Raw genomic sequence first — 24,367 nt, 5'->3', positions numbered from 1 at the left:
CGAAGGAGAAACGCCCATGTCCAGGAAGGTCCGGCTCGGGATCGTCGGTTTCGGGGCCCAGGGCTCGGCGTACGCGAAGTTCATCGAGGACGGCCTGGTGCCCAACGTCGAGATCGGCGCCATCGCCGACGTCCAGGCCGCCCGGCGGGAGGCCGCAGCCGAGCACGGCGTGCCGGTGCACGAGGACCACGAGTCGCTGCTGGCCGCGGGGGAGGTGGACGCCGTCGTGACGACGGTGCCGCACTACCTGCACCCGCAGATCGGCGTCGACGCGCTGCGGGCCGGTGTCCACGCGCTGGTCGAGAAACCCGCCGGGGTCTACACCAAGCAGGTCAAGGAGCTCAACGAGTGCGCGGCCCAGCACCCCGAGCTGACGTTCGCGATCATGTTCAACCAGCGCAACAACCCGCTGTACCAGCGCATCAAGCAGATCGTGGACGACGGCGAGATCGGCGCGATCCGGCGGACGAACTGGATCATCACCACCTGGTGGCGCCCGCAGGGCTACTACGAGCAGTCGGCGTGGCGCGCCACCTGGGGCGGTGAGGGCGGCGGCGTCCTGGTCAACCAGGCGCCGCACCAGCTCGACCTGTGGCAGTGGATCTGCGGCGTCCCGAAGTCGGTGTACGCCAAGGTCGCCTACGGCTTCCGCCGCGACATCGCCGTGGAGGACGAGGTCACGGCTGTGGTCGACTACGGCGGTGGGGCCACCGGCACCTTCGTCACCGCCGTCCACGACCTCGCCGGGACCGACCGGCTGGAGATCCTCGGCGACCGCGGCAAGATCGTCGTCGACGGTTCGAAGACCGCCACCGTCACCCGCCTGGTCGACGACGAGCGCGCGCTCTCGGACCGCATGGGCATGGACGACGTGCGCAAGCTCTTCAAGGGCGAGGTGGACCCGACGACCTACTACTCGCAGGAGGTCATCGAGTTCGAATCCGCTTGGGGCGCGCAGCACTCGGGCGTGCTGGAGAACTTCGCGGCGAACGTCCTCGACGGCACGCCGCTGCTCGCGCCGGGCAGCGAGGGCGTCAACGGGGTGCGGCTGGCCAACGCGATCCACCTGTCGAGCTGGCTCGGCCACGAGGTCTCGCTCGACTTCGACGAGGACCTCTACCTCGCCGAGCTCAACAAGCGCATCCGCTCGGAGGGAAAGTTCCCCGAACGCCCGGCAGGAGCCTGACACCGACCGGACAGGACGCCCTGGCTCCGCCTCCCGCAGGCGGAGCCAGGGCGTCCTGTTGTCGGCGGAGAGAGCAGGTCAGGCCGGGCTCGGCTGCAACTTCTGGCAACCGCTTCTGTCCCGCTGTGACGTCTGTCGCAATGGTGTGCACCTCGGGCTGGACGACGGGTGAGCACCGACCGCCACCGCCGCCCAGCCTCTCGCACCTGCGGTCGCCCAACGACGAGCGCCCGGCGAAAGGACACACCCGATGAGCGTGAACCACGCGGACGGTTCCGACTCCTCCGGCAGAGCGAACACCGGCAATCTCACCGCGGCCCCGGAGGAAGCCGGTGCGGCACCCGTGAAGGGCCGCGGCAAGGCGATCGTCTCCCTCGCGGCGGCCAGCGCGGTCGACAACTCCGAGAACAGCCTGATCAACACGTTCTTCCCGCTGATCCGCGACGCCTTCGGGCTCAGCCTCGGCGCCCTGGGCATCATGGCGAGCCTGTCGCGGTTCGCCCGCATGATCGCCGGACCGCTGTGGGCCATGGCCGCCGACCGGTTCGGCCGCAAGAAGGTGCTGTTCATCGTCACCGGTCTCTGGGGCGCGTGGACCGCGGCGGCCGGCCTCGCGCCGAACTTCACGACGCTGCTGATCCTCTACAGCATCGGCGTCCTCGGCACCGTCGCCTCCGAACCGATCACCAACGGCCTGCTCAGCGACCTCTTCGACGACGAGCAGCGCGGACGCGCCTTCGGCACGGTCCGCTCGCTCGGATCGCTGATCGGCATGGGGCTCGGACCGGCCATCGCCCTGTTCGCCAACGATCCCAACGGGTGGCGCTACGGCATGTTCGCCATGGGTGGGCTCAGCGTGCTGTCCGGCTTCGCCATCCTGGTCTTCGTCCGGGAACCGGAGCGCCGCACCGCCATCTCCGACGACCCCGACGTGGGCCGGTTCCGCCTCGCCGACGCCGTGAAGCTGTTCAAGATCCCCACGATCGCGCTGCTCGGCGGGATGCTGCCGCTGGTGACCAGCCTCGTGCTGTTCACCTACTTCGTGACCTTCATGGTCGACGCCCGCGGTTGGGGCGTGCCCTCGGCGGCGCTGCTGTTCTCGGTGTTCTCCGGCGGCATGGCGCTGTCGTCCTTCTTCGGCGGGTTCCTCGGGGACTGGTTCGTCCGGCGCTTCGGCCACAGGGGACGGATCGCGCTGATGCAGCTCTACCTGGTCGCCGTGGCCGGGATGTCCGTGGTGGCGCTGCAGATCGACTGGGGCAAGGGCATCGTCGCCTACGTCGTGATGTTCCTGTTCGGCCTGATCATGCTGATCGGCTTCTCCGCCTGCGTGCTGCCGATGGTCTCGGCGGTCGCCCCCAAGCAGCTGTCCGCGACGGCCTTCGCCGTGCTGTTCTCCCTGATCCAGGGCGGACTTTCGGCGCTGCTGACGCTGGCCATGGGATTCCTCGGCGAATCGCTGGGCCTGACCCAGGTCATGCTCTACCTCGTGACCGTTCCGTACCTGCTCAACGCGGTGTACTGGTTCGCCTTCTACAAGACCTACCCGAAGGACGTCGCCAGGCAGGACGAGCGCACGGCCGCCGTCGAAGCAGGGACCTTCTGATCCGATCTCGCACACCCCGACAACGATGGGAGAACGCATGGCAGTCCTCGGCGTTCAGATGATGATGGTCAAGCAGCAGGTCTCGGAGCAGGGCATGTTCCCGGTCCTGCGGCAGCTGCGGGACCTCGGCTACGACGCGGTCGAGGTCTCGCAGATCCCGATGGACGAGGCCAACACCGCCGACCTCGAGAAGGGCGTCACCGAGCTGGGGCTCGACGTCGGAGCGCTGTCCGTCGCGCTCAAGCGCAACGCGTTCGCCACCGGCGACAGCCTCGACACCGACTTCGACAAGATCGTCGCCGACTGCCGGCGCCTGGGCACCCGCTACGTGCGGATCGGGATGATGCCCTACGAGGCGATGGCGTCCAAGGACGCCTGCGAGGCGTGGGCGGCCGAGTGCGAGGAGCAGGCTCGGCGATTGGCCGGCGAGGGGATCGCGCTGCTCTACCACAACCACCACGTCGACCTCGCCCAGTTCGACGGTGAGCGGATCTTCGACCTCGTCCGCCGGGTGGCGGCGACGGTGGCCTTCGAGGTCGACCTGTTCTGGGTGCAGCGCGGCGGCATGGCCCCGCGGGACATGCTCCGGCAGTACTCGGGCGTGTGCAAGACGATTCACGTCAAGGACTTCCGCGTGCTGCCGCTGCCACCGGAGGCGGTGGACCTCATCGCCTCGGGAAACCCCGAGGACAGGGCGAAGTTCATGACCCTGTTCAACACCAACGTGCAGTTCGCGGAGGTCGGCCAGGGCAACATGAACTGGCCGGACCTGCTTCCCGCGGCCGAGCTGGCGGGGGCCGAGTACTTCTTCGTCGAGCAGGACGACCAGTACGGCCGCGACCCGATGGACTGCCTGCGCGACTCCCGCGAGTACCTCCGCAGCATCGGCTACTGACAGCTCCCGATCGTCTCCCCGCGTGAGGGCTCGTGCTCCGCCTCACGCGGGGACTTGACACGCTTCCAGCGGTCTGGCTAACGTTCCGGCCCGACGGGCAGTCCCCGTCGCACAACAGAACATTCGCTCGCGGCTCGCCGCGAGTGGTTACTAGAGACGCAGAGAACAGTAACCCGTGCACGCACCGGGGGACTGTTCTCTTTTTTCATGCCCGGAATCGGTTCTCCCGCCGATCCCGAGCACCAGCACTCACCACGACGAGGTGGCCACGATGAGAACTGCCCGGGACTGGGCGAGCTACCTGATCCTGTCGATGACGGCGGGGATCATCTTCCAGGTCGCCTACATCCGGTTCGTGTTCCTCGAACCGACCTACACCGCGCTCGGGCTCACCGGCCAGGAGTACGGCACCGTGATGGCCGTCTTCGGCGCCGTCGCGGCGGTGATGTACTTCTTCGGCGGCTGGTTCGCCGACCGCTTCTCGCCCCGCTCGCTGATCGTGGCCGCGCTCGCCGGGACCGGTGCCGCCGACCTCTACCTCACGACCACCCCGGGCTTCACCGGTGTGCTCGTGGCGCACGTGGTGATGGCGGTGACCGGCATGGCGCTGTACTGGTCGGCGCTGGTCAAAGCCATCGGGATGCTCGGGGACGCCTCGCAGCAGGGCAGGCTGTTCGGCTTCCTGGAGGCGGTCCGCGGCGTGACCTCGACGCTGATCGGCGGGGTCGGGGCGGTGCTCGTCGCCCGGGCGGTCGTGCCCTCGGACGGGGTGCTGGCGCTGATCCGGATCTACGGCGTGCTGGCCTTCGTCTTCGCCGGGCTGGTCTGGTGGGTCGTGCGGGTCGATCGCGAACGGCTCGCCGCCCTCGGGAGCAGCGCGCTCACCCTGCGGCAGCTGCTGGACGCGGCGCGCAACCGCTACACGTGGCTGCTCGGCGGTTCGATCATGCTGATGTACTGCTTCTACACCACGCTCGGCTACTTCTCGCCGCTGCTGGAGAACGAGTTCGGCATGGCCGCCGGGCTCATCGGTGCCATCGGCGTGGCCCGCACCTACGTGTTCCAGTTCATCGGAGGTCCGCTCGGCGGGGTGTGCGTGGACAAGATCACCCGCTCCACCGCGGGATTCCTGCGCTGGATGTTCGTGGGCGCGGCGGTCATCTCTGCGGCGTTCCTGCTGCTGCCCAGGCAATCCGGGCTGAAGTGGGTGGCTCTGGTGCTGATGTTCGCGCTGTGCCTGATGGTCTTCTGCAGCCGCGGGGTCTACTGGGCCGGCGTGGCCGAGGTCGGCATTCCCGAGCGGCAGCGCGGCGGGGTCATCGGCCTGGCCTCCGGGCTGGCCTATCTCCCGGACGCGTTCCTGCCGCCGCTGGCCGCGTGGTGGACCGGAGATCCGGCCGCCGGTGTGCCCCAGCGCGGTGGCGGGTACGACTCGATGTTCCTGTTCCTGGTGGCCGCCGGGGTGCTCGGCGCGGTGCTCACCACGATCATCCTGCGGTCGCGACGGGTGCGCGAGGCCACCGGCCCCGAACTCGCACCGGCCGCGTGAACACTCCCCACACTCAAGAAGGGCGATCCATGGACATCCGCGACTTCTCGCTCGACGCGTTCTCCCTCGCGGGCAAGAACGCCGTCATCACGGGCGGCAACACCGGGCTCGGGCAGGCGTTCACGCTGGCCCTGGCCAAGGCGGGCGCCGACGTGTTCGTCCCCAGCGTGCTCGACGACGACGGCACCACCCGCGAGCTCGTCGAGGCCGAGGGCCGGCGGATGGAGTTCCTGGACGTCGACATCACCGAGGACGGGGCACCGCGCCGGGTGATCGAGGACTGCGTCTCCCGGCTCGGTTCGGTGGACGTGCTGGTCAACTCCGCCGGGATCTGCCGGATGGCGTCGGTGGAGGACTTCGGTCGCGAGCAGTGGGACCCGATGCTCGACATCAACCTCACCGCGCCGTTCGAGCTGGGTCGCGAGGCGGCCCGGTTCATGACCGAGCAGCGCTCCGGCAAGATCATCAACATCGCCTCGCTGTTCTCCTTCCTCGGCGGCCAGTGGTCCCCGGCCTACGCCGCGACCAAGCACGGCATCGTCGGGTTCACCAAGGCCTACTGCGACGAGCTCGCCCAGCACGACATCCAGGTCAACGCCATCGCCCCCGGCTACTTCGCGACCGCGATCACCGCGCGCACCAGGGCCGACGCGCAAGCCAACCAGCGCGTCCTGGACCACATCCCGGCCGGCCGTTGGGGCGAGGTCGCGGACCTGATGGGCGCCACCGTCTTCCTGGCCTCCCGCGCTTCCGACTACGTCAACGGGCACGTGCTCACCGTCGACGGCGGCTACCTCACCCGCTGACCCGTCCCGCAACCCACACGGAGGAAACCTTGACCGCACCAACGGCATTCGACAACGACGAGATCGTCGCGCGGCTGCGCGAGATCGTGGGCGACGAACGGGTGGTGACCGACGAGCAGGTGCTGCGCGAGGCCAGCGTGGACCGGTTCAAGAAGTACACCGCGGTCCACGGCATCTTCGACGGCCCGCTGCCCTGCGCCGTCGTGCGCGCCGCCGACACCCGCCAGGTCGCCGAGGTGCTGGCCTTCGCCGACGAGCACCGGATCAACGTGGTGCCGCGCACCGGACGCACCGGCACCGAGGGCGGGCTGGAGACCAGCGTCGAGGGCACCATCGTGCTCGACGGTTCCGAGATGGCTTCCATCGTGCGCATCGACGAGGAGAACATGCAGGCCACCGCCCAGTGCGGGGTCCCGCTGCAGGTGCTGGAGGACGCGCTGCGCGAGCAGGGCCTGACCACCGGGCACTCGCCGCAGTCCAAGCCGCTGGCGCAGATGGGCGGACTGGTGGCGACCCGCTCGATCGGCCAGTTCTCGACCCTCTACGGCGGCATCGAGGACATGGTGGTCGGGCTGGAGGCGGTGTTCCCGGACGGCACCGTCAGCCGGATCAAGAACGTCCCGCGCCGCGCGGCCGGACCGGACATCCGGCACGTCGTGATCGGCAACGAGGGCGCGCTGTGCTTCGTCACCGAGGTCACCGTCAAGGTGTTCAAGCACCAGCCGGAGAACAACCGCTTCCACGGCTACCTGATCGACGACGTGCGCACCGGTGTGTCGATCCTGCGCGAGGTGATCACCGAGGGCTTCCGGCCGTCGGTGGCGCGGGTGTACTCCGAAGAGGACGCCGCGCAGCACTTCTCGCACTTCGCCGACGGCAAGTGCGTGCTGGTGTTCGTCTCCGAGGGTCCGAAGGGGATCGTGGAGGCCACCAGCGCCGAGATCGAGCGCGTCGTCTCCCAGCACCCGCACACGGCCGTCGACCCGGCGCTCGTCGAGGCCTGGTTCGACAACCTCAACTGGGGCCCCGACAAGATCAAGGCCGAGCAGGACACGATGCTCGCCGAGCAGCGCCTGGGCTACACGACCGAGGTCTCGGCCGACTGGTCCAGCGTCGGCGCGATCTACGACGCGGTGATGCACCGCATCCGCACCGAGTACCCGCACGTCGCGGACCTGACGATGCTGGGCGGGCACTCCTCGCACAGCTACCAGACCGGCACGAACATGTACTTCGTCTACGACTACGAGATCAACTGCGAACCCCGCGAGGAGATCGAGAAGTACCACAAGCCGCTCAACGCCATCATCGTCGAGGAGGCCCTGCGGCACGGCGGTTCGATGGTGCACCACCACGGCATCGGCAAGTACCGCGCGCAGTGGACCGAGCAGGAGCACGGCAGCGCGTACCAGATGCTGGTCCGGCTCAAGGAAGCCTTCGACCCGCGCGGGATCATGAACCGCGGGACGATCTTCCCCGCGGACTGATGGGGCAGGGCGGCCGCAACGGCGCGGCCGGCCCTTCCCGCCCAGGAGATGGTTGTGATTGCGACGGAGCCGCTCAGGTTCCGCCACCGAGCGAAGCAACCGATGAAGAGATCTTGCTTGGAGAGGCGATGACGGGTTACCTGATCGGCATCGACAACGGGTCGCAGAGCACGAAGGTGACGATCTTCGACGAGCGCGGCAACCCCGTCAGCCGGGGGCGGCAGGCCTTGCGCCCCAACCACACCCCGAGTCCCGGGGTGGTCGAGCATCCCGACGACGACCTGTGGTCCTCGGTGGGTGCCGCGTGCCGCGAGGCGATGGCCGGTTTCCCGGGCGACCCGGCCGAGATCGCCGGTGTCGGGCTGTGCACCATCCGCTTCTGCCGCGCGCTGCTGCGAGCCGACGGAACCCTCGCGCAGCCGGTGCTGAGCTGGATGGACGAGCGGGTCTCCCGGCCTTACGCCCGCACCGACGAGTCGGTCGCCCACGTCACGACCTCCTCGGGCTACATCACCCACAGGCTGACCGGGGAGTTCCGGGACACCGCGGCGAACTACCAGGGCATGTGGCCGATCGACACCGACACCTGGCAGTGGTCGAAGGACCCGGAGGTGCGGGAATCGGTGGGCATCCCGCAGGAGATGCTCTTCGAGCTGGTCATGCCGGGGGAGACCCTGGGCAGGGTCACCGCGGCCGCCGCCGAGCACACCGGTCTGCCGGTCGGTCTGCCGGTGGTGGCCACCGCCAACGACAAGGCCGTCGAGGCGCTGGGGTGCGGGCTGCGCGGATCGGGGGACCTGCTGATCTCGCTGGGCACCTACATCGCGAGCATGACCGTCGGCGAGCGGAACGTCCACGGCGCCAAGGGGTTCTGGACCAACTTCGGCAGCGTCCCGCACGAGTACCTCTACGAGAGCGACGGCATCCGGCGCGGCATGTGGACCGTGAGCTGGCTGCGGGACCTGCTCGGCGAAGAGGTCGTCACGGGCGCGCGGCGAGCCGGCCTGAGCTCCGAGGAGTACCTCAACGCGGGTGCCGCGCAGGTGCCCGCGGGCTGCGACGGCCTGATGACGGTGCTGGACTGGCTGGCACCGACCGACGCGCCGCACCGCAAGGGCGCGTTCCTCGGCTTCGACGGTCGGCAGGGGAGGTTCCACCTCTACCGCTCGGTGCTGGAGGCGATCGCGCTGACGATGTACGACCGGGCGGGTGCGATGGCCGACGAGCTGGGCGCCGGCTTCGAGCGGGTGATCGTCTCCGGTGGCGGAGCGGGTGCCGACGTGATGATGGGCATCGTCGCCGACGTCTTCGGCGTTCCCGCGGTCCGCACGGCGGTCAACGACGGAGCCGGGCTGGGTGCCGCGATCTGCGCGGGGGTCGGTCTCGGGCGGTTCACCGGCGTGGACGAGGCGGTGGCGGCGATGGTCTCGGTCGGTGAGGAGTTCCGGCCCGACGAGGCGAACCACGAGCTCTACGCACGACAGCACGAGGTCTACCGGGACATCACCCGGCACACCGACGAGGTGTTCCGCCGGTCCGCCCGGATCTTCGGCTGACTCACATCGCCCAGACGTCGGTGTTCGAGGAGGCGATGGCCGCTGCCCCAGCTCCGAGGGCGGCGACCACGTCGTCCTTGTCGCACACGAGGCCGCCGGCGATGATCGGCACGTCGACGTCGGCCCGCAGCCAGGTGATCACCCGGGGCACGCAGCCGGGCAGGATCTCGACGTAGTCGGGCTTGGAGATCGCGATCTGCCTGCCGAGGTTGTGGTAGGAGAACGAGTCGACCAGGAAGAACCGGTGCACGCCCAGAAGTCCGTGCGCGCGAGCGGCTTTCACCAGCGCGGCCTTGGAGCTGAGGATCCCGTCGGCGCCGGTCTTCTCCCGCACGAACTGGACGACGATCTCCTTGGCGACGAAGCCCTCGACGAGGTCGACGTTGACCAGGACCGTCTTCCCCGCGTCCTTGAGCCGTTCCACCAGCGACGGCACGGTGAGCACCGAGCCGTAGAGCAGGAACACGACCGGGCACTCCGACCGGAGCGCGGCATCCAGCCCGGCATCGTCCTTGACGCTGGCGATGACCGGGTTGTCGAGCAGCAGATCCTCCATGATGACGTCATGCTCTCACACGACGCACCGCGCATGACCTGCGGCGTTGCGGAGTTTCGGGGCGCTCGCCCGCGTCACGCGTCGAGCTGGTGCCGGGCGCCTTCGAAGAGGGTGGAGCAGGTCTCGACGAGGACCGTCGGCGGTTCCTCCTGCCCCCGGTGGAGCCAGTCGACGAGCAGGTGGTTGACCGCGCCGACGAGGCCGACGGCGGCCAGCCGCTGCCGGTCGCTCGGGGCGGACTGGTCGTCGAAGCGCAGCCACACGGCGGTGGTGAGTTCGGCGAACTCCCGCAGTACCGCGTGCCTGCGGTCCTCCAGCTCCGCGGAGACCCCCACGACCTCCAGCAGGATGACGCGGGCGCGGCGCGTGTCGGCGGTCAGGTGCTCCACGAACGCCGAGAGCCCGCGCCAGGTCACCGCGTCGGCTTCGAGCTCATCGTCGAGCGCGGCGACGGTCGCCGCGCGCAGCCGGTCGACCAGCTCGTCGTAGAGCGCCATCAGGCAGGCGTGCCGGTCGCGGAAGGACTCGTAGAAGTAGCGCTCGGTCAGCCCGGCCTGCCGGCAGAGCTGCTTGACCGAGGTGGCCGGGTAGCCCTGGGAGGCGAACAGCTCCAGCGCGGCCTCCAGCAGCGCCTCGCGGCGTTGCCGGGTGCGTTCGGAGGCGTCGAGCCCGGAGTAGCGGCGCCCCGGTCGCTGGTGCCCGGCGTTCTGCGTCATCGCTCTTTCCTCAGGTCGGCTTCTGTGGCATCCTACCCACCGCATATCTGACACAGAGGCGTGTCAGATTGGGGAACGGGGAAACGAGGATGGCGCGCTCACTGCCGGGCAAGGTCGTCGCGGTGACCGGGGGAGCGCGGGGGATCGGGCGCGCGATCGCCGAACGGCTCGCCGCGAGCGGAGCGCGCGTGGCCATCGGCGATCGCGACCTCGACGCCGCGCACGCCACCGCGCGGGACATCGCGGGCACCGTCGAGGCTTTCGACTGCGACGTGACCGATTCGGCCTCGCTCCGCGGGTTCCTGAGCGCGGTCGAGGGCCGGTGGGGTCCGATCGACGTGCTGGTCAACAACGCCGGCGTGATGTGGGTCGGCCGCTTCGACGAGGAACCGGAGGCGGCCACCGAGCGGCAGCTCGCGGTCAACCTGCACGGGGTGATCCGGGGCGTGAAGCTGGCCGCGCCGGCGATGCGCGCCCGCGGGCGCGGCCACATCGTCACCGTCGCCTCGGCGGCGGCCAAGGTGTCCCCGGCCGGGGAGGCGACGTACGCGGCCACCAAGCACGGCGTGTTCGGCTACCTGGCGGGTGTGCGCGCCGAGCTGCGCGGCAGCGGTGTCGCGCTGTCGGTGGTGATGCCGGGCGTGGTCGACACCGAACTCGCCGCGGGCACCGCCACCGGGGCGGCGCGGCTGCTCAGCCCCGGCGAGGTCGCCGACGCCGTCGTGTCGGTCATCCGCCGTCCGCGCTTCGAGCTGACCGTGCCCGGCTACGTGGGTCCGCTGACGCGGTGGGCCGACCTCCTGCCCCAACGCGCTCGCGACCTCGTGCTCCGGCTCATGGTGCCCGACCAGGTCGCCGCCGTGCCGGACAAGGCGATCCGCGCCCGCTACGAAGCCCAGCACGTGACCGACACCGACGGCGAGGGGACGACAGCGTGACGACCTCACCACCGGCCCAGATCACCCGCCCGATCCCGGAGTTCGAGGGCGTCCACGACATCTGGCCGCGCGGCGAGCGGCTGCGGGCGGTGCGCGCCGCCGCGGAGAGCTACCGGGAGCGCTTCCTCACTCAGGGGCACGTCTCCGCGATCAAGAGCATCGACATCGCCGCGGCGCCCTACCCGACGCGGTTCGCCTTCCAGGGCTACTCGGTGCACCTCAACCCGATGATCTCCATCATCAACCGGATGTTCGTCATCCAGTTCGAGGGGTTCGACGGCCGGCTCAAGACCCTGGTGTGGGAGCCGACCGTGGCCGCCGGTTCCGCCGAGGCGCCCTTCTACAACAAGCTGCAGGCGCTGAGCCAGAAGCTGGGAGCCGAGAAGCTCTTCGTCAAGTACTACAACGACCCCGACGCGGTGCTGCCGGGGCTGGGGCTGAGCAACTCGGACGTCGACTACCTCAGCTTCGACCTGCACGTGCAGGACGTGCGCATGATCCTCGGCAGCAGCACGCCGATCCCGGGCGAGCCGGCACCGCGCGAGCCCCTGTTCCCGCACGCGAAGCTGCTGGTGCACCGCAAGGAGCTGGGCACCTTCGAGTCGATGCACCCCATGCAGTGGGCCTGGTACGTCGAGCGCGGCATGGAAGGCGTCTCGACCGACCAGCTCGAGATCATCGACGGCGGCGTGGAACTCGGTGTCGGCGTCAGTCTCCTGTGGACTCCCGGGCACACCGACGGAAACCACTCGCTGGTCGTCAACACGCCCGACGGCGTCTGGGTCTCGTCGGAGAACGGCATGGCCGCCGACAGCTGGCAGCCGGAGCTGTCGAAGATCCCCGGTGTGAAGCAGCAGGCCCGCTTCTACGGCCGCGAGGTGGTGCTCAACGCCAACACGCTCGAAGACTCGCTGGACCAGTACGACTCCATGGTCAAGGAGAAGACGTTGGCGTCCCGCTCGCCGAAGGCGCCGCAGTGGCTGCAGATCATCCCGTCCTCGGAGTGCGCTCCGTGGAAGCGGCAGTGGCCCGTCGTCCCGACGCACACCCACGGCGGGCTCGACTACGGCACCATCACCAAGCCCGGCCGGGCCGGCGCCTGAGCCGGACGGCGGCGTTGCCGATGTTCAGGGGGAGGTGTGCTGGGTAGTCCTCGCGCATGGAGCGGAGACGTGAGCGGCGCGACTACGAGCGGGGACTGCCCGGTTACCACGATCCCGGGGTGCGCTACCTGGGGGCGCCGGCCGCGCGGAGCGCTTTGACGCTGCGGCTGTGGTTGGCCGGGTTCGGCCTCGTCTTCTGCACCGCGGCGGCGGTCGGGCTCTTCGTGCTCGTCCCGCCGCTGGCGTGGTTCGCCTGGGTCCTGGTCGTGCTCGCGGTCGGCGCGTTGGCCGACTTCATCTGGGTGCTGCACCGGAAGCGCCGCGGCGAACCCGGCTAGGAACCGCCGTCAGGAGTGGGAGGAGTCCAGGTGGTGGTCGGCGGTGTCGGCGAACTCCCACCACGCGAGCGGGAGCCAGTCGCCGCTCACGAAGGCGTCGACGGCGGAACCGCGGCCGTGGGTGACCACGGTGGTGCCCACGGGATATGTGACGCCGGACATGCCGGTGACGGGAACGAGCAGCTTTCCAACGCGCCTTGCCACGTCTCCTCCGAATGCTTCGGGTGAGGTGAATCGCAACGCCCTGATCAGGGCAAAGCGTTCTCATTGATTGCGAAATTCTAGCCACCATGTCAAGTGCCCAGAATTCCTATGAGACGACCAACTCATTTTTCGTTCGGTAGTTGATGTGCGTCTATTCCTGATCATTCATGCGCACCGGATCAGGTGCCGATCTTTTCCAGGAATTGAACTCGGACGGTCTCGCCGGGTGCGCCGGGACCGTCGAGGCATCGAAGTCGCAGGGCATCGGAATCGTGCCGGGGCGAGCCGGTGACCACGAGTTCGACGGTGCGTCCGGCGGCCAGTCCCGCGTAACGCCCCGCGCACGGGAGTGCGGTGCCCTCCGGGAGAGCCACCTCGTGGCCGCCGGTGAGCACGCCCTCCACCTCGTGCGGACGGCCGAGCGCGCGAGTGGCCGCGAGGAGGTCGCCGCGCTGCAGGCAGCCCCGGATGTGAGTCGACGAGCAGTCCGCCCCGTTGACGGGCATCAGGTGCACCCCGCGGGTGGTGAAGCCGTGGCGGGTGCCGAGGCTCCGCAGGGTGTCGACGTCACCGGCGCCGCGATGCCCGAAGGTGAAGTTGGCGCCGACCACCACGCTGCGGGCGTGCAGCGCGTTGACCAGCACGTTCTCGATGAACTCCGCGGGGCTCATCCGGGCCAGCTCGAGGGTGAACGGCAGGACGCACACGCGGTCGACGCCGAGTTCGCGGGCGATCCCGGCTCTGCGTTCGATGCTGCTCAGCGCCGAGGTGTCGCGCGGCAGCCCGAGCACGCGAGCCGGATGCGGGTCGAAGGTGACCAGCACCGCGGGCAGGTCGGACTCGGCCGCGGCGCGCAGGGTGTTCTCGATCAGCCAGGCGTGCCCGCGGTGCACGCCGTCGAACACGCCGATGGTGACCGCGCAGGACGGCCAGTCGGCGGGAACGTCGCTGAGCCCGCGCCACACGGTGCGCTGCCGGAGAGTGTCGAGAGTGTCGCGGACCACGGCTACCCCCAACGGATTTCGGGATGTGCGCTGGTGGAACCGCAGTCGGCGCGGAAGCACCGGACCTGCGCCGGCTGCGGCTCTTCGAACACGCTAGGCAGCCGCCGAACACCCCGCGATCCGCAAGGCGCACTCGCTGTCCGGAAACCGCAACCGCCGTCGAATTCGTCAGACCGGAGTCGTCGCGGGGAAGTGGTGGATGAGTTCGCGGGTGTGGATGCGGACGCCGTTGCGCGGGCGTCCGCCGGCCATCTTGGCGACCTGGAGGCAGAAGCGCACCCACATGTTCAGCTGGATCTCCTTGGCCAGCCGCAGGCGGGTGTAGAGCAAGTGGACGAGCGGGCTGCCGGGTCGCGCCCACGTCTCGATCTCGAAGACGATCGCGCTTCCCTCCGGCGCGGCGCTGAACTCGATCTGGCCCGCTTCGAGGTGCCCGCGCAAGGTGGCGAAGCGGAACGAGGTGTCCGCACGGCCGATGACGCGCACCGGGCCGTTCCACGGCCCCGGCATGCGCACGACGCAGTCCTCGCCGAGCTGCAGCGGGCTCTGCTGGGTGTGCGATCGGTCGAACGTCGCGACTTCGCTCGGCAGAGCGCGGTTGAAGTCGGCCATCACCATCGCCATCAACTCCGGTGCGCCGATGTCGGGTTCGTCGATGACGACGCTGAAGTGCCGGTGGAACAGCGGACCCGCTCCATCGGAGACCTGCTGGCAGCGCTCGTCGAGGTGATCGCCGGGCACGTCGGCGGGCAGGTCCCACTCGTCGCCGGGTTCCTCGCGACGGTGCAGGGGAGTGGTCAGCCAGAGGTAGCGCCAGGAGACCAGCGCCATCCCGAGTGTCGAGCGGATCACGGTCGACACGATGCGCACGGGCGAGACGTCGGGGGTCACCTCGTTCCTTTCGCGTGGACGCTCTCAGACGGGCATGGTGAAGGTGTGCCCCTCCGGGCGGCAGGCGAAACCCAGGCTTTCGGGAGGACCCGATGTTCGTGTGGTTGCTTCACCGGATCGGACTGCGCAGCGCGTACCTGCACCTGGCGTCGATGGGCGGGATCGCGCTGTGCCTCGGCCTGTGGATCCGGGCCAAGACCGTTGATCAGCAGGAGCGCGGCAACGCCGAACGCCGCGCGCTGTTCACCGGGTTGTGGCCTCCGACGTTGTGGTTGATCGGTGACTCGTTGCGCGAGTTCGAGTGACGGTGCGCATCCCTCGTCCCACGAGCGCCGCGCATCGGGCTCGCGCGCTGGCGGGTTTGCGGGGCAGGAGCGTGAACTTCACCGAGGACGAGCCGCATTCGCCCGGAGGTGAGTGGAACTTCGACACTCATAGGTGTTTCCTCGCCCGCGAAGCACCGGGGCCTCCGGAACCCGGTGGTGCGTGGGACATCGCTCGCGCTCTGGTGCGCGACTACGAGTTCTCCGATCCCGACCGCGTCCGCGCCGTCTACGACGGCCGCGAGGAGCTGCTGGGCCGGAACATGCTGCTGGAGGGGCGTTTCTACGGCTTGCGCTTCGACATGGGCGTGCGCGTCACCGTGGTGATCGACGAGACGCGCGAGGGCGACCGCAGGGTGTGGGGCTGGGGTTACGAGACGCTCGAAGGGCACCTCGAACGCGGTCGCATGACCTACGAGGTCATCAAGGACATGAGCTCGGGGACCGTCGAGTTCGTGATCACCGGGTTCTCCCAGGACGACCCGGCGCTCGATCCGGTGCTCCGGCTGGGCTGGCGCCTGTTCGGCCGGGCCACCCAGCTCGGGTTCTACCGGCGGTGCGGGGCGCGGATGCACGAGCTGGTCCAGGCCCGCCTCGCCGACGGGCGCGGCGCCACCGGCGAACGACGTCACGACGGGCCGCTGCTCGCGCCCTCGGACGCGCGGCCGGGGCCGTTCGAGCGCTTCGCGCTGCGCATCGACCACCCCAGCTCCGGGCGGCGGCGATGACGCGAGGAGGCGATGTGCACCTCGTGGTGGCGCTGCCCGGTTGACCGCGGGGCCCAGCGGGTATTCGGAGCCCGCAGTCCCGCTGCGGTTCGATCGGAGGAGATTCGCATGGCCGAGGAAGCCCGCTCAGCGGTGCTCGCCGGTTTCGACGGCACGGAAGCGTCTCGCGAAGCGGCCCGCTGGGCCGCGCAGGAGGCCTCCAACAGGCGTTCGCCGCTGCTGCTGGTGCACGTCCTTGCGCGGCCCTTCCAGCACTCCATCCCGATGCGCATCCCCGACGAGCATGAGGTCATGGGGAAGCTGGCGGACGCGGTTCGTCGGGAGCTGGACGCCCTGGAGGACTCGTGCAGGGCGATCGCCCCCGACATCGAGGTGCGCAAGAGCATCCCGATCGGCGACGCGGCGGAACTCCTGATCGAGCTCGCCGACGAAGCGGAGCTGGTCGTGCTGGGCGGCCCTCTGGTGGGGGGCCGAACGGATCGCCTGGGGGTGACCGCGGCGGAGGTCATCGCCCGCCGTGCCGCTGCCCCGATCGTCGTGGTGCGCGGCGAGATCAACTCGGCGGCGGACGCCCCGGTGGTCGTCGGGGTCGACGGTTCCGCCGTGAGCACACGGGCGATCGGCTTCGCCTACGAGTCCGCCGCTCGGCACGACCGCCCGCTGGTGGCCGTGCACTCCTGGGGCGAATCGGCGTTCAACCCGTTCGACATCGTCGACGAGTGGGACACCGACCGGAGCGAGTTCCGGGACAGGGCCAACGAGGTGCTCGCCGAGTCGACGGCCGGGTGGGGTGAGCAGTACCCCGATGTGCGGGTCCGCCACGTGGTCGGCGCGGACCAGCCCGCGCACCTCCTCCTCGGCGAGGCCGACGGAGCGAACCTGCTGGTGGTGGGCAGCCACGGGAGGGGACCGGTGCGCCGCGCCTTCCTCGGATCGGTCAGTCACGCGGTGCTCAACCAGGCGAACTGCCCGGTGGCGGTGCTGCCCGCGGAGTGACGGCGGGCCGTCGTCGTTGGTGGTGTCCACGCGAGACTCGGACACCGCCGTGCTCGCGCAGGCATGTCGCCGCCCCGGCCTCGGCCACCAAGTGAGTCCTCGGCGCCTCGGCCCTCGACGTGAGCCAGGCGATCACCGGATCTCGCGTCCCCACGAACGACGGTTCATGTCGCATGTTGAATCAATCAAGCACCTCGTTGAGATGCGTTCCGCGATAGTCTTCCGGTTTCTCGCTGACCAGGGAGGGTGCCGTGGAGCTGAGACATCTTGCTGGGTTCGTGGCGGTCGCCGAGGAGCTGCACTTCGGACGAGCCGCGGCGCGGCTGCACATGTCGCAGTCACCGCTGAGCCAGCAGATCCGGCTGTTGGAGCGCGACCTCGGTGTCGCGTTGTTCGAGCGGAGCACTCGGTCGGTGCAGCTCACCGCGGCCGGGAACGCCTTCCTCGACTCGGCGCGCGAGGTGCTGGCGTCGGCGTCGGTGGCTCGCCGGGCAGCGCAGGCGGCCGGACGGGGTGAGATCGGCCGGATCACGCTGGGCTTCGCGGGCGTCAGCAGCGCGGTCACGCTCCCGGCGCTGACCCGGGCCGCGGCGGTGGAGCTGCCGGGCGTCGAGATGGTGCTGCATGGTCCGAAGTACTCCGGGGAGACGGTCGGGAAGATCGCCGAAGGTGCCGTGGACGTGGGGTTCGCGACGGTGTCGAACTCGCGCGGGCTGGCAGCGCGGCTGGTGCGGCGGGACCGGCTGATGGTCGCGCTCTCCGATGTTCACCCGCTCGCCGGCCGCTCGGAGATCGCGCTCGGCGAACTCGCCGGCGAACGATTCGTGGCGTTCCCGGCCGCGCGTGGGTCGGAGGTGCGCGAGCTGTTCGTGCGGTCCTGCTTGGAGTCCGGATTCAGCCCGGCCATCGTGCAAGAGGCGCCTGACTCGTTCAGCCTCCTCTCGCTGATCGGCGCGGGAGTCGGAATCGCCCTGGTCGTGGAGGCCGCGCAGACGATCCGGCTCGATCACGTGGTGTTCGTGCCGCTGGAAGGTGAGGCGCCCGTGCTGCCCGTCTCGCTGGTGTGGCGGGAGGCGGATGAGTCCGCCGTGCTGCGCGCGGTGCTCGATCTCGCGGAGGAGGTGCTTCCCACGCCCGATTGAGTCGTCAGGCGACTTTCCGCGGCCCATTATTGGACTTGGACCGAACCTGATCAGCGATGTCATGGTGTCTCGCATCACCGCAAACCCGGTCGTGGTCACGACACGGGAGGCAGGGCTCGACGAGGAGCGCACCATGACCGAGCAGAGCACCGCAGCACCGGCCCCGGCCGGGATGAATCGCGACGCCCGTCGCGCCGGGATCAGCGCATTCGCGGGCACCACACTGGAATGGTTCGACTTCTACATCTACGGTTCCGCCGCTGCTCTGGTGTTCGGCAAGGTGTTCTTCGCGGGCGCTCCGGCCGCCATCGGAACCCTCGCCGCGTTCGCCACCTTCTGGGTCGGCTTCCTGGCCCGCCCGCTCGGCGGGTTGGTGTTCGGGCACTTCGGCGACAAGTACGGCCGCAAGTCCGCGCTGGTCGTCACGTTGACCATGATGGGCGTGGCCACCGTCGCCATCGGTCTGCTCCCCGGATACGCCCAAATCGGGGTGCTGGCCCCGATCCTGCTCGTGGTCTTGCGGATGGTCCAGGGCATCGCCGTCGGCGGCGAGTGGGGCGGCGCGGTGCTCATCGCCACGGAGTACGCCCCGCCCGGCAAGAAGTTGCTCTACGGGGCTTTCGCGCAGCAGGGCTCGCCGGTCGGCAACCTCCTCGCGACCCTGGCCTTCTTCGCCGTTGCCCAGCTCCCCAACGATGCCTTCACCTCGTGGGGCTGGCGCGTCCCGTTCCTGGTCTCGGCGGTGCTGATGATCGTCGGGTTGTTCATCCGGTTGCGCATGGGCGAGACCCCCGAGATGGCCAGGTTGCTGGAGCAGAAGAAGGACAGCGGGTTGCCGGCGAAGATCGTCGTCACCCGGTACCCCTGGTTGGTCGTGCTGGGCACCTGCGCTTGCGTCGCCGGGGTCGCCCTCACCTACGTCAAGAGCACTTTCGTGCTGTCCTGGGCCACCAAGGGCGACGCTCCGCTGTTCGACCGCTCGACGTTCCTCGCCATCGTGGCGCTCGCGCTGGCCGTGCAGGTCCTCGGTCAGCCGTTCGGCGCGATCCTGGGCAGTCGGATCAACCTGAAGCGGGCGGTGATGTGGATGCTGCTGCCCGAGATCGTCTTCCTGCCACTGCTCTTCGCGCTGGTGCAGACCGGTTCCTTCTGGTGGGCGACGGCGGGCATGGTGCTGGCCACGGTGCCGCACGCGATGTACTACGCGGTCATCGCAGGCGTGCTGTCCTCGGCCTTCCCCACCGAGGTCCGCTACACCGGGATCTCGCTGTCCTACCAGCTCTGCGCGACGGTCTTCTCGGGCACCGCGCCGTTCGTGTGCCAGCTCCTGTTGACCACCACGGGAAGCATCTGGTCGGTCGTCGGTCTCGGCGTGTTCTACGTCGTGATCACCCTGGCCGCGGTCGTGCCGTTGCTGCGCCGGATCGCAGCCGCCGAGTCGAACCAGACCGCTGCCGCCCCCGAGCCCGTCGGGCGCTGAAAACCCCTCAACGGAAAGGAAACCCGTGAACTTCGCCGACCTGGATCCCGCACTGCGCCCGCTGCTGGACCGCTACCTGGCGCCTGACGACCGCTCCCGGATCGAGCCGGTGATCGCCGAGCTCGGCGAGCTCGCCGCCGGTGAACTCGACGGCCTCGCCGCGGCCGCTGAGGTCAACGTCCCGACGCTGCGGCAGTTCTCGCCCAGCGGCGACCGCATCGACGAGGTGGACTTCCACACCTCCTACGAGGAGATGGTCGAGATCGGGTTCTGCCGGTTCGGCCTCGCGGCCCTGTCCCACCGCGGAGTGCTCGGCTGGTCGGCTGCGGCGCCCCACGTGGTGAAGTACGCCCTGTCCTACCTCTTCTCCCAAGCGGAGTACGGTCTCGGCTGCCCGATCAACATGACCGACTCCGCGGCCCGGGTGCTGGAGATGTTCGACCCGGAAGCCTTCCGAGCGGAGATCGAGGCGCTCACATCAACCGATGCGGAGGCGCACGCCACCGGCGCGATGTTCATGACCGAGATCGACGGCGGAACCGATCTGGCGCAGACCGCGACTGTGGCCACCGATCACGGCGACCACTGGACCCTCAAGGGCCGCAAGTGGTTCTGCTCCAACGTCACCGCCGATGTCATCCTCACCCTCGCCCAGGTCCCGGGACAAGGTGAGGGCACGCGCGGACTCGGCATGTTCCTGCTTCCCCGGCTGCGTCCCGACGGAAGCCGCAACAGCTACCGGATCGACCGGCTCAAGAACAAGCTCGGTACCCGTTCGATGGCCAGCGGCGAGGTCACCCTCGACGACGCTCACGCCCGCCCGATCGGCGATCTCACCCGCGGTGTCCAGCAGATGTTGGAGATGGTCAACCACTCCCGGGTCTCCAACGTCATGCGTTCCACCGCTCTGATGCGCCGTGCCGTCCACGAAGCCATCACCCACACCCGGCAGCGCGTCGTGTTCGGCAAACCCCTGTTCGACCAGCCGCTCATGCGCCGCACGCTCCTGGGCCTGCAACTGGACACCGAAGCCGCGTTGGGCATCGTGCTGGAGATCGGTGACCAGCTCGAGAAGGGTGACGCCGGCGATGAGCGCGCGCGCTTGGTAGCCCGCGTTCTCACCCCCATGTCCAAGTACACCGTGTGCAAGCGCGGGCGTTGGGTGACCTCGGAGGCCATGGAGGTCCGCGGGGGTAACGGCTACATCGAGGACTGGATCAACCCGCGACTGGTCCGCGACGCCCAGCTCGGCTCGATCTGGGAAGGGGCGTCCAACGTCGTCGCGCTCGACGTCCTCCGCTGCATGCGCCTGCACAGCGCGCATCAGATCCTCGCCGACTCCTACCTCGAACGACTCCGCTCCGGCGAGCTCGCCGGCGAGATGCCGCTGGTCGGCCGACTCGACGACCACTGGCGTGCGCTGCGCGATCGAGGGGACGCGCTCCTCGCCAGCGACCGCGACGAGCAGGAGCTCGCCGTCGGCGATTTCACCGAAGCGCTCAGCCAGGCCGCCATGGCCACGCTGCTGGTCGAACAAGCCTCCTGGGAGGTCAAGGAAGGGCTGGGCTCGCGCAAAACCCTGGTCGCCCAGGCTTTCCTGCAGCGGATGTTCACGCCGGAGGAAGTCCCGACCGCCGCTGTCGCCGCCTTGGAGGTCATCGTCGACGGCGGCGCTCCCGACCGCGCCCGCGAGGTGAGCGCATGGTGATCGACTCCGACGCGCGGGGCGGGAGGGCAGCTCCGCTCGCAGGCGTTCGAGTGCTGGACCTGTCGAAGATCCTCGCCGGTCCCTACGTCACGCAGGCGCTGTCCGACATGGGCGCAGAGGTGATCAAGGTCGAGCACCCCGACGGAGGGGACCCCACCCGCCAGTGGGGTCCGCCCTTCAACGGGCCCGACGCCACCTACAACCTGGCCGTCAACCGGAACAAGCGGTCGCTGGCCTTGGACCTCACCACCGCCGAAGGGGAGGAGGTCGTTCAGCGGTTGCTGGAGCGCAGCGATGTCGTCATCGACAACTTCCGGCCGGGCAGCTCCCTGGCGAAGACCTTCCACGGACCGCAGCTCGTCGAGCGGCACCCGCGGCTCGTGGCCCTGCACATCTCCGCATACGGTGAGACCGGGCCCCTGCGTGACGAACCCGGTTACGACATGGTCGTGCAAGCGGCTGCCGGTCTGATGTCGCTGACGGGTGACCCCGACGGTCCTCCGGTCAAGGCGGGGTTCGCCATCGGCGATCTCGGCGCGGCGATGTGGGGGCTCACGGGTGTTCTGGCCGCCCTCGTCGAACGCGCCCGCACCGGCAGGGGAAGCTACGTGTCGACGTCGTTGTACGAGTCCCAGCTGTCCTTCCACGCAGGTTTCGCCACCGGCTACTTCGCAACCGGGAAGAACCCGCCGCGGTTGGGGTCCGGTCATCCCAGTCTCGTGCCGTACCAGGCCTACCCCACGTCCGACGGGCACCTCGTCATCGCGGTCGGCAACAACGCGCACTGGCGCTCCCTGTGCGCGGCGCTGGACCGGGGCGACCTCGCCGCCCGGTCCGCTTACGCGACCAACGCGGGCCGCGTGGAGCACCGCGACGAGGTGAACCGCTGCATCGCCGAGGAGGTGCAGCGCAAGACCACCGCCCACTGGCTCGCGCTGCTCAAGGAGCACGAGGTGCCGGTCGCACCGGTCCGGACGCTCGATCAGGTCTACGCCTGCCCCCAGACCGCGGCGCTCGGGATGATCGACGAGGTCGACCACCCGGTCGTCGGCCCGCTCGAGCAGATCGCGCTGCCCGTCACCTTCGACGGGAATCGCCCCAGGGCGAGGACGGCCCCACCGACCCTCGGCCAGCACAGTCGCGAGGTGCTCGAGTCCCTGGGCTACGGCGGGGAGGAGCTCAGCCGGTTGATCGGCGAACCGCAGGGATGAGCGGTTCTCCCGGGGGGACGGGCTGCCGTCGCCGACGAGGTCGGTGAAGGCAGACCGCGAGCGCTCAAGACCCGGCTTCGATCGCTGGCCACCTCACCGGGCTGCCGGCGGAGTCCGGTTTTCACGTGCAGTCGACCGGGTAGGGCTGGGTGGCTACCGGCTCTCGACGACGAGGAGTGGGCACCATGCAGCGGGGCTCGGACAAGCACGGACCGATGAAGGACGACGAGCTGGAGAAGGAGATGGAGGGGCACCTCCGCAGCGGCGGCAGCCAGCGAGCCGACGAGGCGCTCGAAGCCGAACCGCCGGCGGACGACGACCCGAAGACCGACGTCCGCCCCGATCCGCCCGCGGGGAGCTGAGCCTGCTCAGCGCTCCTGCTCGTTGCGGGCGGCAGTTGGCTCCGCGCGCGTGCGGGCGATCTTCCACAGCACCACGGCCAGCGCTATCAGGGTGAGCGCCAGGAGCACGGCGGAGTTCGAGACGCCCGCGACGGTCTGCTGGAGCCACGCCTGCACCGCGAACTGGGTGTCCACATCGGTCAGACCGCCGAGGTTCGCGGTGCCCTCGGTGAGGACGAACATCAAGCCGATGGCCACGAACACGAGCCCGGAAACGATGTTGGTGGTGTGCAGGCGAAGTGGGCCGATCGCGACCTCGCGCCCGCGCAGCCACGCCCGCCGTCCGAGCTGGAACCGCTCCCAGAGCAGCGCGAGCAGGAACAGCGGGAAGGCCATGCCGAGGGCGAACACGGCGAGCAGGATCGCACCGTAGAGCGGCGCGCCCCCGGCGGCCGAAACGGTGAGCACGCTGCCGAGCAGCGGCCCCGCGCAGAACCCGGCCAGCCCGTAGACGGTGCCCAGCGCGTAGACCGACAGACCAGAGGAGATGTGGATCCGGCCGGTCAGCTGCTGCGCCGCGGTGAACCCGAAGCCCTTGCCGGAGATCTGCAGCAAGCCCAGGCCGATCAGCACCACGCCGCTGAGCAGGGTCAGCGTCGTGCGGTGCTGGGTCAGCAGCGCGCCGAAGAACCCCGCGGCGGCCCCGAGCGGGACCAGCGTGGTCGCCAGACCCAGGTAGAAGACCGCGGACCTGGCGACCAGCTTGCCGAGCCCGTCGAAGGCGTAGGCGAAGAAGGACGGGAGCAGCATCGCCGAGCACGGGCTGATCAGGGTGAGCAGCCCGCCGAGGAACGCGCCGAGCAGTCCGATCTCGCTCATCGCGCGGCCGCTTCCACCCGCTCGATGGTCTGCACGAACTGGTCGAGCGGCTGGGCACCGAGGATGGGCTCATCGTTGACCAGGAACGTCGGCGTGCTCGACACGCCGATCTGCGAACCCTCGATCGCGTCGGCCCGGATGGCCTCCAGCGTGGCCGGGTCGTTCATGTCCGCCTCGAACTTCGCGATGTCGGTGATCCCGACCCGCTGCGCGTAGCCGACGAGCTCGTCGTGCGGAAGCGACGGGTGGCCCTTCTCCGGTGCGTCCTGGTAGATCGCGCCCACGTATTCCCAGAACTTGCCCTGGGCCGCAGCCGCCCGGCCTGCCTTGGCGGCTGCGAGCGACTCCTCGCCGAAGATGGGGAAGTCGCGCCATTCGATGCGCAGGACGCCGGATTCGACGTAGCGCTTGATCAGTTCGGGCTCGATGTCCCGGGTGAACTTGGCGCAGAACGGGCATCGGTAGTCGGAGTAGTTGAGCATGACGACCGGAGCGTCGGGCTTGCCGATGGCCAGCGGGTCGCCGGGTGTGCGGCGCGCCAGCTTCACCAGCGGGCTCTCCTGCTGCTTCTCGGCCTGCTGCGGCGCGGCCTGATCCGAACTGCCTCGGGAGGTCAGCATGGTCCCCAGCAGGAACGCGGCCACGACGGCGAGCACCACCGCGGTCACGTTGAGCCACTTCTTCTTGCCTGCGCCGCTCATCGGTCACCACTCTCCTTCAGCTC

General features: G+C 69.5%; 25 protein-coding genes. 18 read left to right on the top strand and 7 right to left on the bottom strand.

The genetic code is table 11. The features are described 5' to 3' along the window. Window positions 1-16: 16 nt before the first annotated feature. The 7 genes from E1181_RS15980 (at window position 17) to E1181_RS15950 (ending at window position 9,085) form a co-directional block, all read left to right on the top strand. Window positions 17-1,186: a Gfo/Idh/MocA family protein gene (locus E1181_RS15980; RefSeq protein ID WP_132675574.1), complete on the top strand. Its 1,170-nt coding sequence runs from the start codon at window positions 17-19 to the stop codon at window positions 1,184-1,186. A gap of 250 nt (window positions 1,187-1,436) precedes the next feature. Then, the gene (locus E1181_RS15975) at window positions 1,437-2,792 is read left to right on the top strand and encodes an MFS transporter (protein ID WP_132675572.1); all 1,356 of its coding nucleotides are present in this window, start codon (window positions 1,437-1,439) and stop codon (window positions 2,790-2,792) included. A gap of 37 nt (window positions 2,793-2,829) precedes the next feature. Beyond that, window positions 2,830-3,687, top strand: a complete 858-nt coding sequence (locus tag E1181_RS15970) for a sugar phosphate isomerase/epimerase family protein (protein WP_132675570.1) — start codon at window positions 2,830-2,832, stop codon at window positions 3,685-3,687. Between the two features lie 271 nt (window positions 3,688-3,958). Beyond that, complete coding sequence (locus E1181_RS15965; protein WP_132675568.1) at window positions 3,959-5,236, top strand: MFS transporter; 1,278 nt, start codon at window positions 3,959-3,961, stop codon at window positions 5,234-5,236. Window positions 5,237-5,265: 29 nt separating this feature from the next. Further along, on the top strand, window positions 5,266-6,042 hold the full coding sequence (locus tag E1181_RS15960; protein WP_132675566.1) for an SDR family oxidoreductase: 777 nt from the start codon (window positions 5,266-5,268) through the stop codon (window positions 6,040-6,042). 29 nt (window positions 6,043-6,071) lie between these two features. After that, the gene (locus E1181_RS15955) at window positions 6,072-7,529 is read left to right on the top strand and encodes an FAD-binding oxidoreductase (RefSeq protein ID WP_132675564.1); all 1,458 of its coding nucleotides are present in this window, start codon (window positions 6,072-6,074) and stop codon (window positions 7,527-7,529) included. 128 nt (window positions 7,530-7,657) lie between these two features. Then, window positions 7,658-9,085, top strand: coding sequence for an FGGY-family carbohydrate kinase (locus tag E1181_RS15950; protein WP_132675562.1), 1,428 nt, complete (start codon window positions 7,658-7,660; stop codon window positions 9,083-9,085). A gap of 1 nt (window position 9,086) precedes the next feature. Here the strand turns inward: E1181_RS15950 and E1181_RS15945 are convergent, their stop codons facing one another. Both E1181_RS15945 and E1181_RS15940 read right to left on the bottom strand, forming a co-directional pair. Then, entirely contained in the window at window positions 9,087-9,641 is a 555-nt protein-coding gene (locus E1181_RS15945) for a glycerol-3-phosphate responsive antiterminator (RefSeq protein WP_132675560.1), read from the bottom strand. A 74-nt stretch (window positions 9,642-9,715) separates the two neighbouring features. Continuing rightward, window positions 9,716-10,357 carry a TetR/AcrR family transcriptional regulator gene (locus E1181_RS15940; protein WP_132675558.1) on the bottom strand — a complete coding sequence of 214 codons (642 nt, stop codon included), beginning with the start codon at window positions 10,355-10,357 and terminating at the stop codon, window positions 9,716-9,718. 89 nt (window positions 10,358-10,446) lie between these two features. On the opposite strand from E1181_RS15940, the gene E1181_RS15935 reads away from it, so the two are divergent. The 3 genes from E1181_RS15935 to E1181_RS15925 are packed head-to-tail and all read left to right on the top strand — an operon-like array spanning window position 10,447 to window position 12,736. Beyond that, a complete protein-coding gene (locus E1181_RS15935) occupies window positions 10,447-11,295 on the top strand; it encodes an SDR family oxidoreductase (RefSeq protein ID WP_132675556.1) in 849 nt (282 codons plus the stop codon). After that, entirely contained in the window at window positions 11,292-12,398 is a 1,107-nt protein-coding gene (locus E1181_RS15930; protein WP_132675554.1) for an MBL fold metallo-hydrolase, read from the top strand. The genes E1181_RS15935 and E1181_RS15930 overlap by 4 nt, the downstream gene beginning before the upstream one ends. Window positions 12,399-12,454: 56 nt before the next feature. Continuing rightward, entirely contained in the window at window positions 12,455-12,736 is a 282-nt protein-coding gene (locus E1181_RS15925; RefSeq protein WP_132675552.1) for a DUF6343 family protein, read from the top strand. A gap of 9 nt (window positions 12,737-12,745) precedes the next feature. Here E1181_RS15925 and E1181_RS31470 read toward each other — a convergent pair whose 3' ends face one another. The 3 genes from E1181_RS31470 to E1181_RS15915 all read right to left on the bottom strand — a co-directional run bounded on the left by E1181_RS31470 (window position 12,746) and on the right by E1181_RS15915 (window position 14,835). After that, window positions 12,746-12,898, bottom strand: a complete 153-nt coding sequence (locus E1181_RS31470) for a hypothetical protein (protein ID WP_165944638.1) — start codon at window positions 12,896-12,898, stop codon at window positions 12,746-12,748. Window positions 12,899-13,119: 221 nt separating this feature from the next. Next, on the bottom strand, window positions 13,120-13,944 hold the full coding sequence (locus E1181_RS15920; RefSeq protein ID WP_235876803.1) for a cytidyltransferase: 825 nt from the start codon (window positions 13,942-13,944) through the stop codon (window positions 13,120-13,122). 168 nt (window positions 13,945-14,112) lie between these two features. Next, on the bottom strand, window positions 14,113-14,835 hold the full coding sequence (locus E1181_RS15915) for a DUF1990 family protein (protein ID WP_235876802.1): 723 nt from the start codon (window positions 14,833-14,835) through the stop codon (window positions 14,113-14,115). A gap of 92 nt (window positions 14,836-14,927) precedes the next feature. Here E1181_RS15915 and E1181_RS15910 point away from each other — a divergent pair, with 92 nt between their 5' ends. The 8 genes from E1181_RS15910 (at window position 14,928) to E1181_RS31465 (ending at window position 22,785) form a co-directional block, all read left to right on the top strand. Further along, window positions 14,928-15,140, top strand: a complete 213-nt coding sequence (locus E1181_RS15910; RefSeq protein ID WP_132675550.1) for a hypothetical protein — start codon at window positions 14,928-14,930, stop codon at window positions 15,138-15,140. A gap of 71 nt (window positions 15,141-15,211) precedes the next feature. Next, a complete protein-coding gene (locus E1181_RS15905; protein ID WP_235876801.1) occupies window positions 15,212-15,886 on the top strand; it encodes a DUF1990 family protein in 675 nt (224 codons plus the stop codon). Between the two features lie 108 nt (window positions 15,887-15,994). Then, the gene (locus tag E1181_RS15900) at window positions 15,995-16,882 is read left to right on the top strand and encodes a universal stress protein (protein ID WP_132675548.1); all 888 of its coding nucleotides are present in this window, start codon (window positions 15,995-15,997) and stop codon (window positions 16,880-16,882) included. Between the two features lie 251 nt (window positions 16,883-17,133). Beyond that, the gene (locus E1181_RS15895) at window positions 17,134-18,024 is read left to right on the top strand and encodes a LysR substrate-binding domain-containing protein (protein ID WP_132675546.1); all 891 of its coding nucleotides are present in this window, start codon (window positions 17,134-17,136) and stop codon (window positions 18,022-18,024) included. Between the two features lie 133 nt (window positions 18,025-18,157). After that, window positions 18,158-19,504, top strand: a complete 1,347-nt coding sequence (locus tag E1181_RS15890) for an MFS transporter (protein WP_132675544.1) — start codon at window positions 18,158-18,160, stop codon at window positions 19,502-19,504. Then, a complete protein-coding gene (locus E1181_RS15885; protein WP_165944640.1) occupies window positions 19,476-21,212 on the top strand; it encodes an acyl-CoA dehydrogenase family protein in 1,737 nt (578 codons plus the stop codon). Before E1181_RS15890 ends, E1181_RS15885 begins: the two co-directional genes overlap by 29 nt. Further along, window positions 21,206-22,423: a CaiB/BaiF CoA transferase family protein gene (locus tag E1181_RS15880; protein ID WP_132675540.1), complete on the top strand. Its 1,218-nt coding sequence runs from the start codon at window positions 21,206-21,208 to the stop codon at window positions 22,421-22,423. Before E1181_RS15885 ends, E1181_RS15880 begins: the two co-directional genes overlap by 7 nt. Before the next feature lie 185 nt (window positions 22,424-22,608). After that, window positions 22,609-22,785: a hypothetical protein gene (locus tag E1181_RS31465; RefSeq protein ID WP_165944637.1), complete on the top strand. Its 177-nt coding sequence runs from the start codon at window positions 22,609-22,611 to the stop codon at window positions 22,783-22,785. 6 nt (window positions 22,786-22,791) lie between these two features. On the opposite strand, the gene E1181_RS15875 is transcribed toward E1181_RS31465, so the two are convergent. Both E1181_RS15875 and E1181_RS15870 read right to left on the bottom strand, forming a co-directional pair. Continuing rightward, complete coding sequence (locus E1181_RS15875) at window positions 22,792-23,643, bottom strand: cytochrome c biogenesis CcdA family protein (RefSeq protein ID WP_132675538.1); 852 nt, start codon at window positions 23,641-23,643, stop codon at window positions 22,792-22,794. Continuing rightward, window positions 23,640-24,344 carry a DsbA family protein gene (locus tag E1181_RS15870; protein WP_132675536.1) on the bottom strand — a complete coding sequence of 235 codons (705 nt, stop codon included), beginning with the start codon at window positions 24,342-24,344 and terminating at the stop codon, window positions 23,640-23,642. Before E1181_RS15870 ends, E1181_RS15875 begins: the two co-directional genes overlap by 4 nt. Window positions 24,345-24,367: the final 23 nt, after the last annotated feature.

Origin of the sequence: Saccharopolyspora terrae (assembly GCF_004348435.1) — a bacterium.
Taxonomy (GTDB): Bacteria; Actinomycetota; Actinomycetes; order Mycobacteriales; family Pseudonocardiaceae; genus Saccharopolyspora; species Saccharopolyspora endophytica.
Note: the sequence above shows the minus strand (reverse complement) of the source record. Positions and strands in the feature narration are given on the sequence as shown.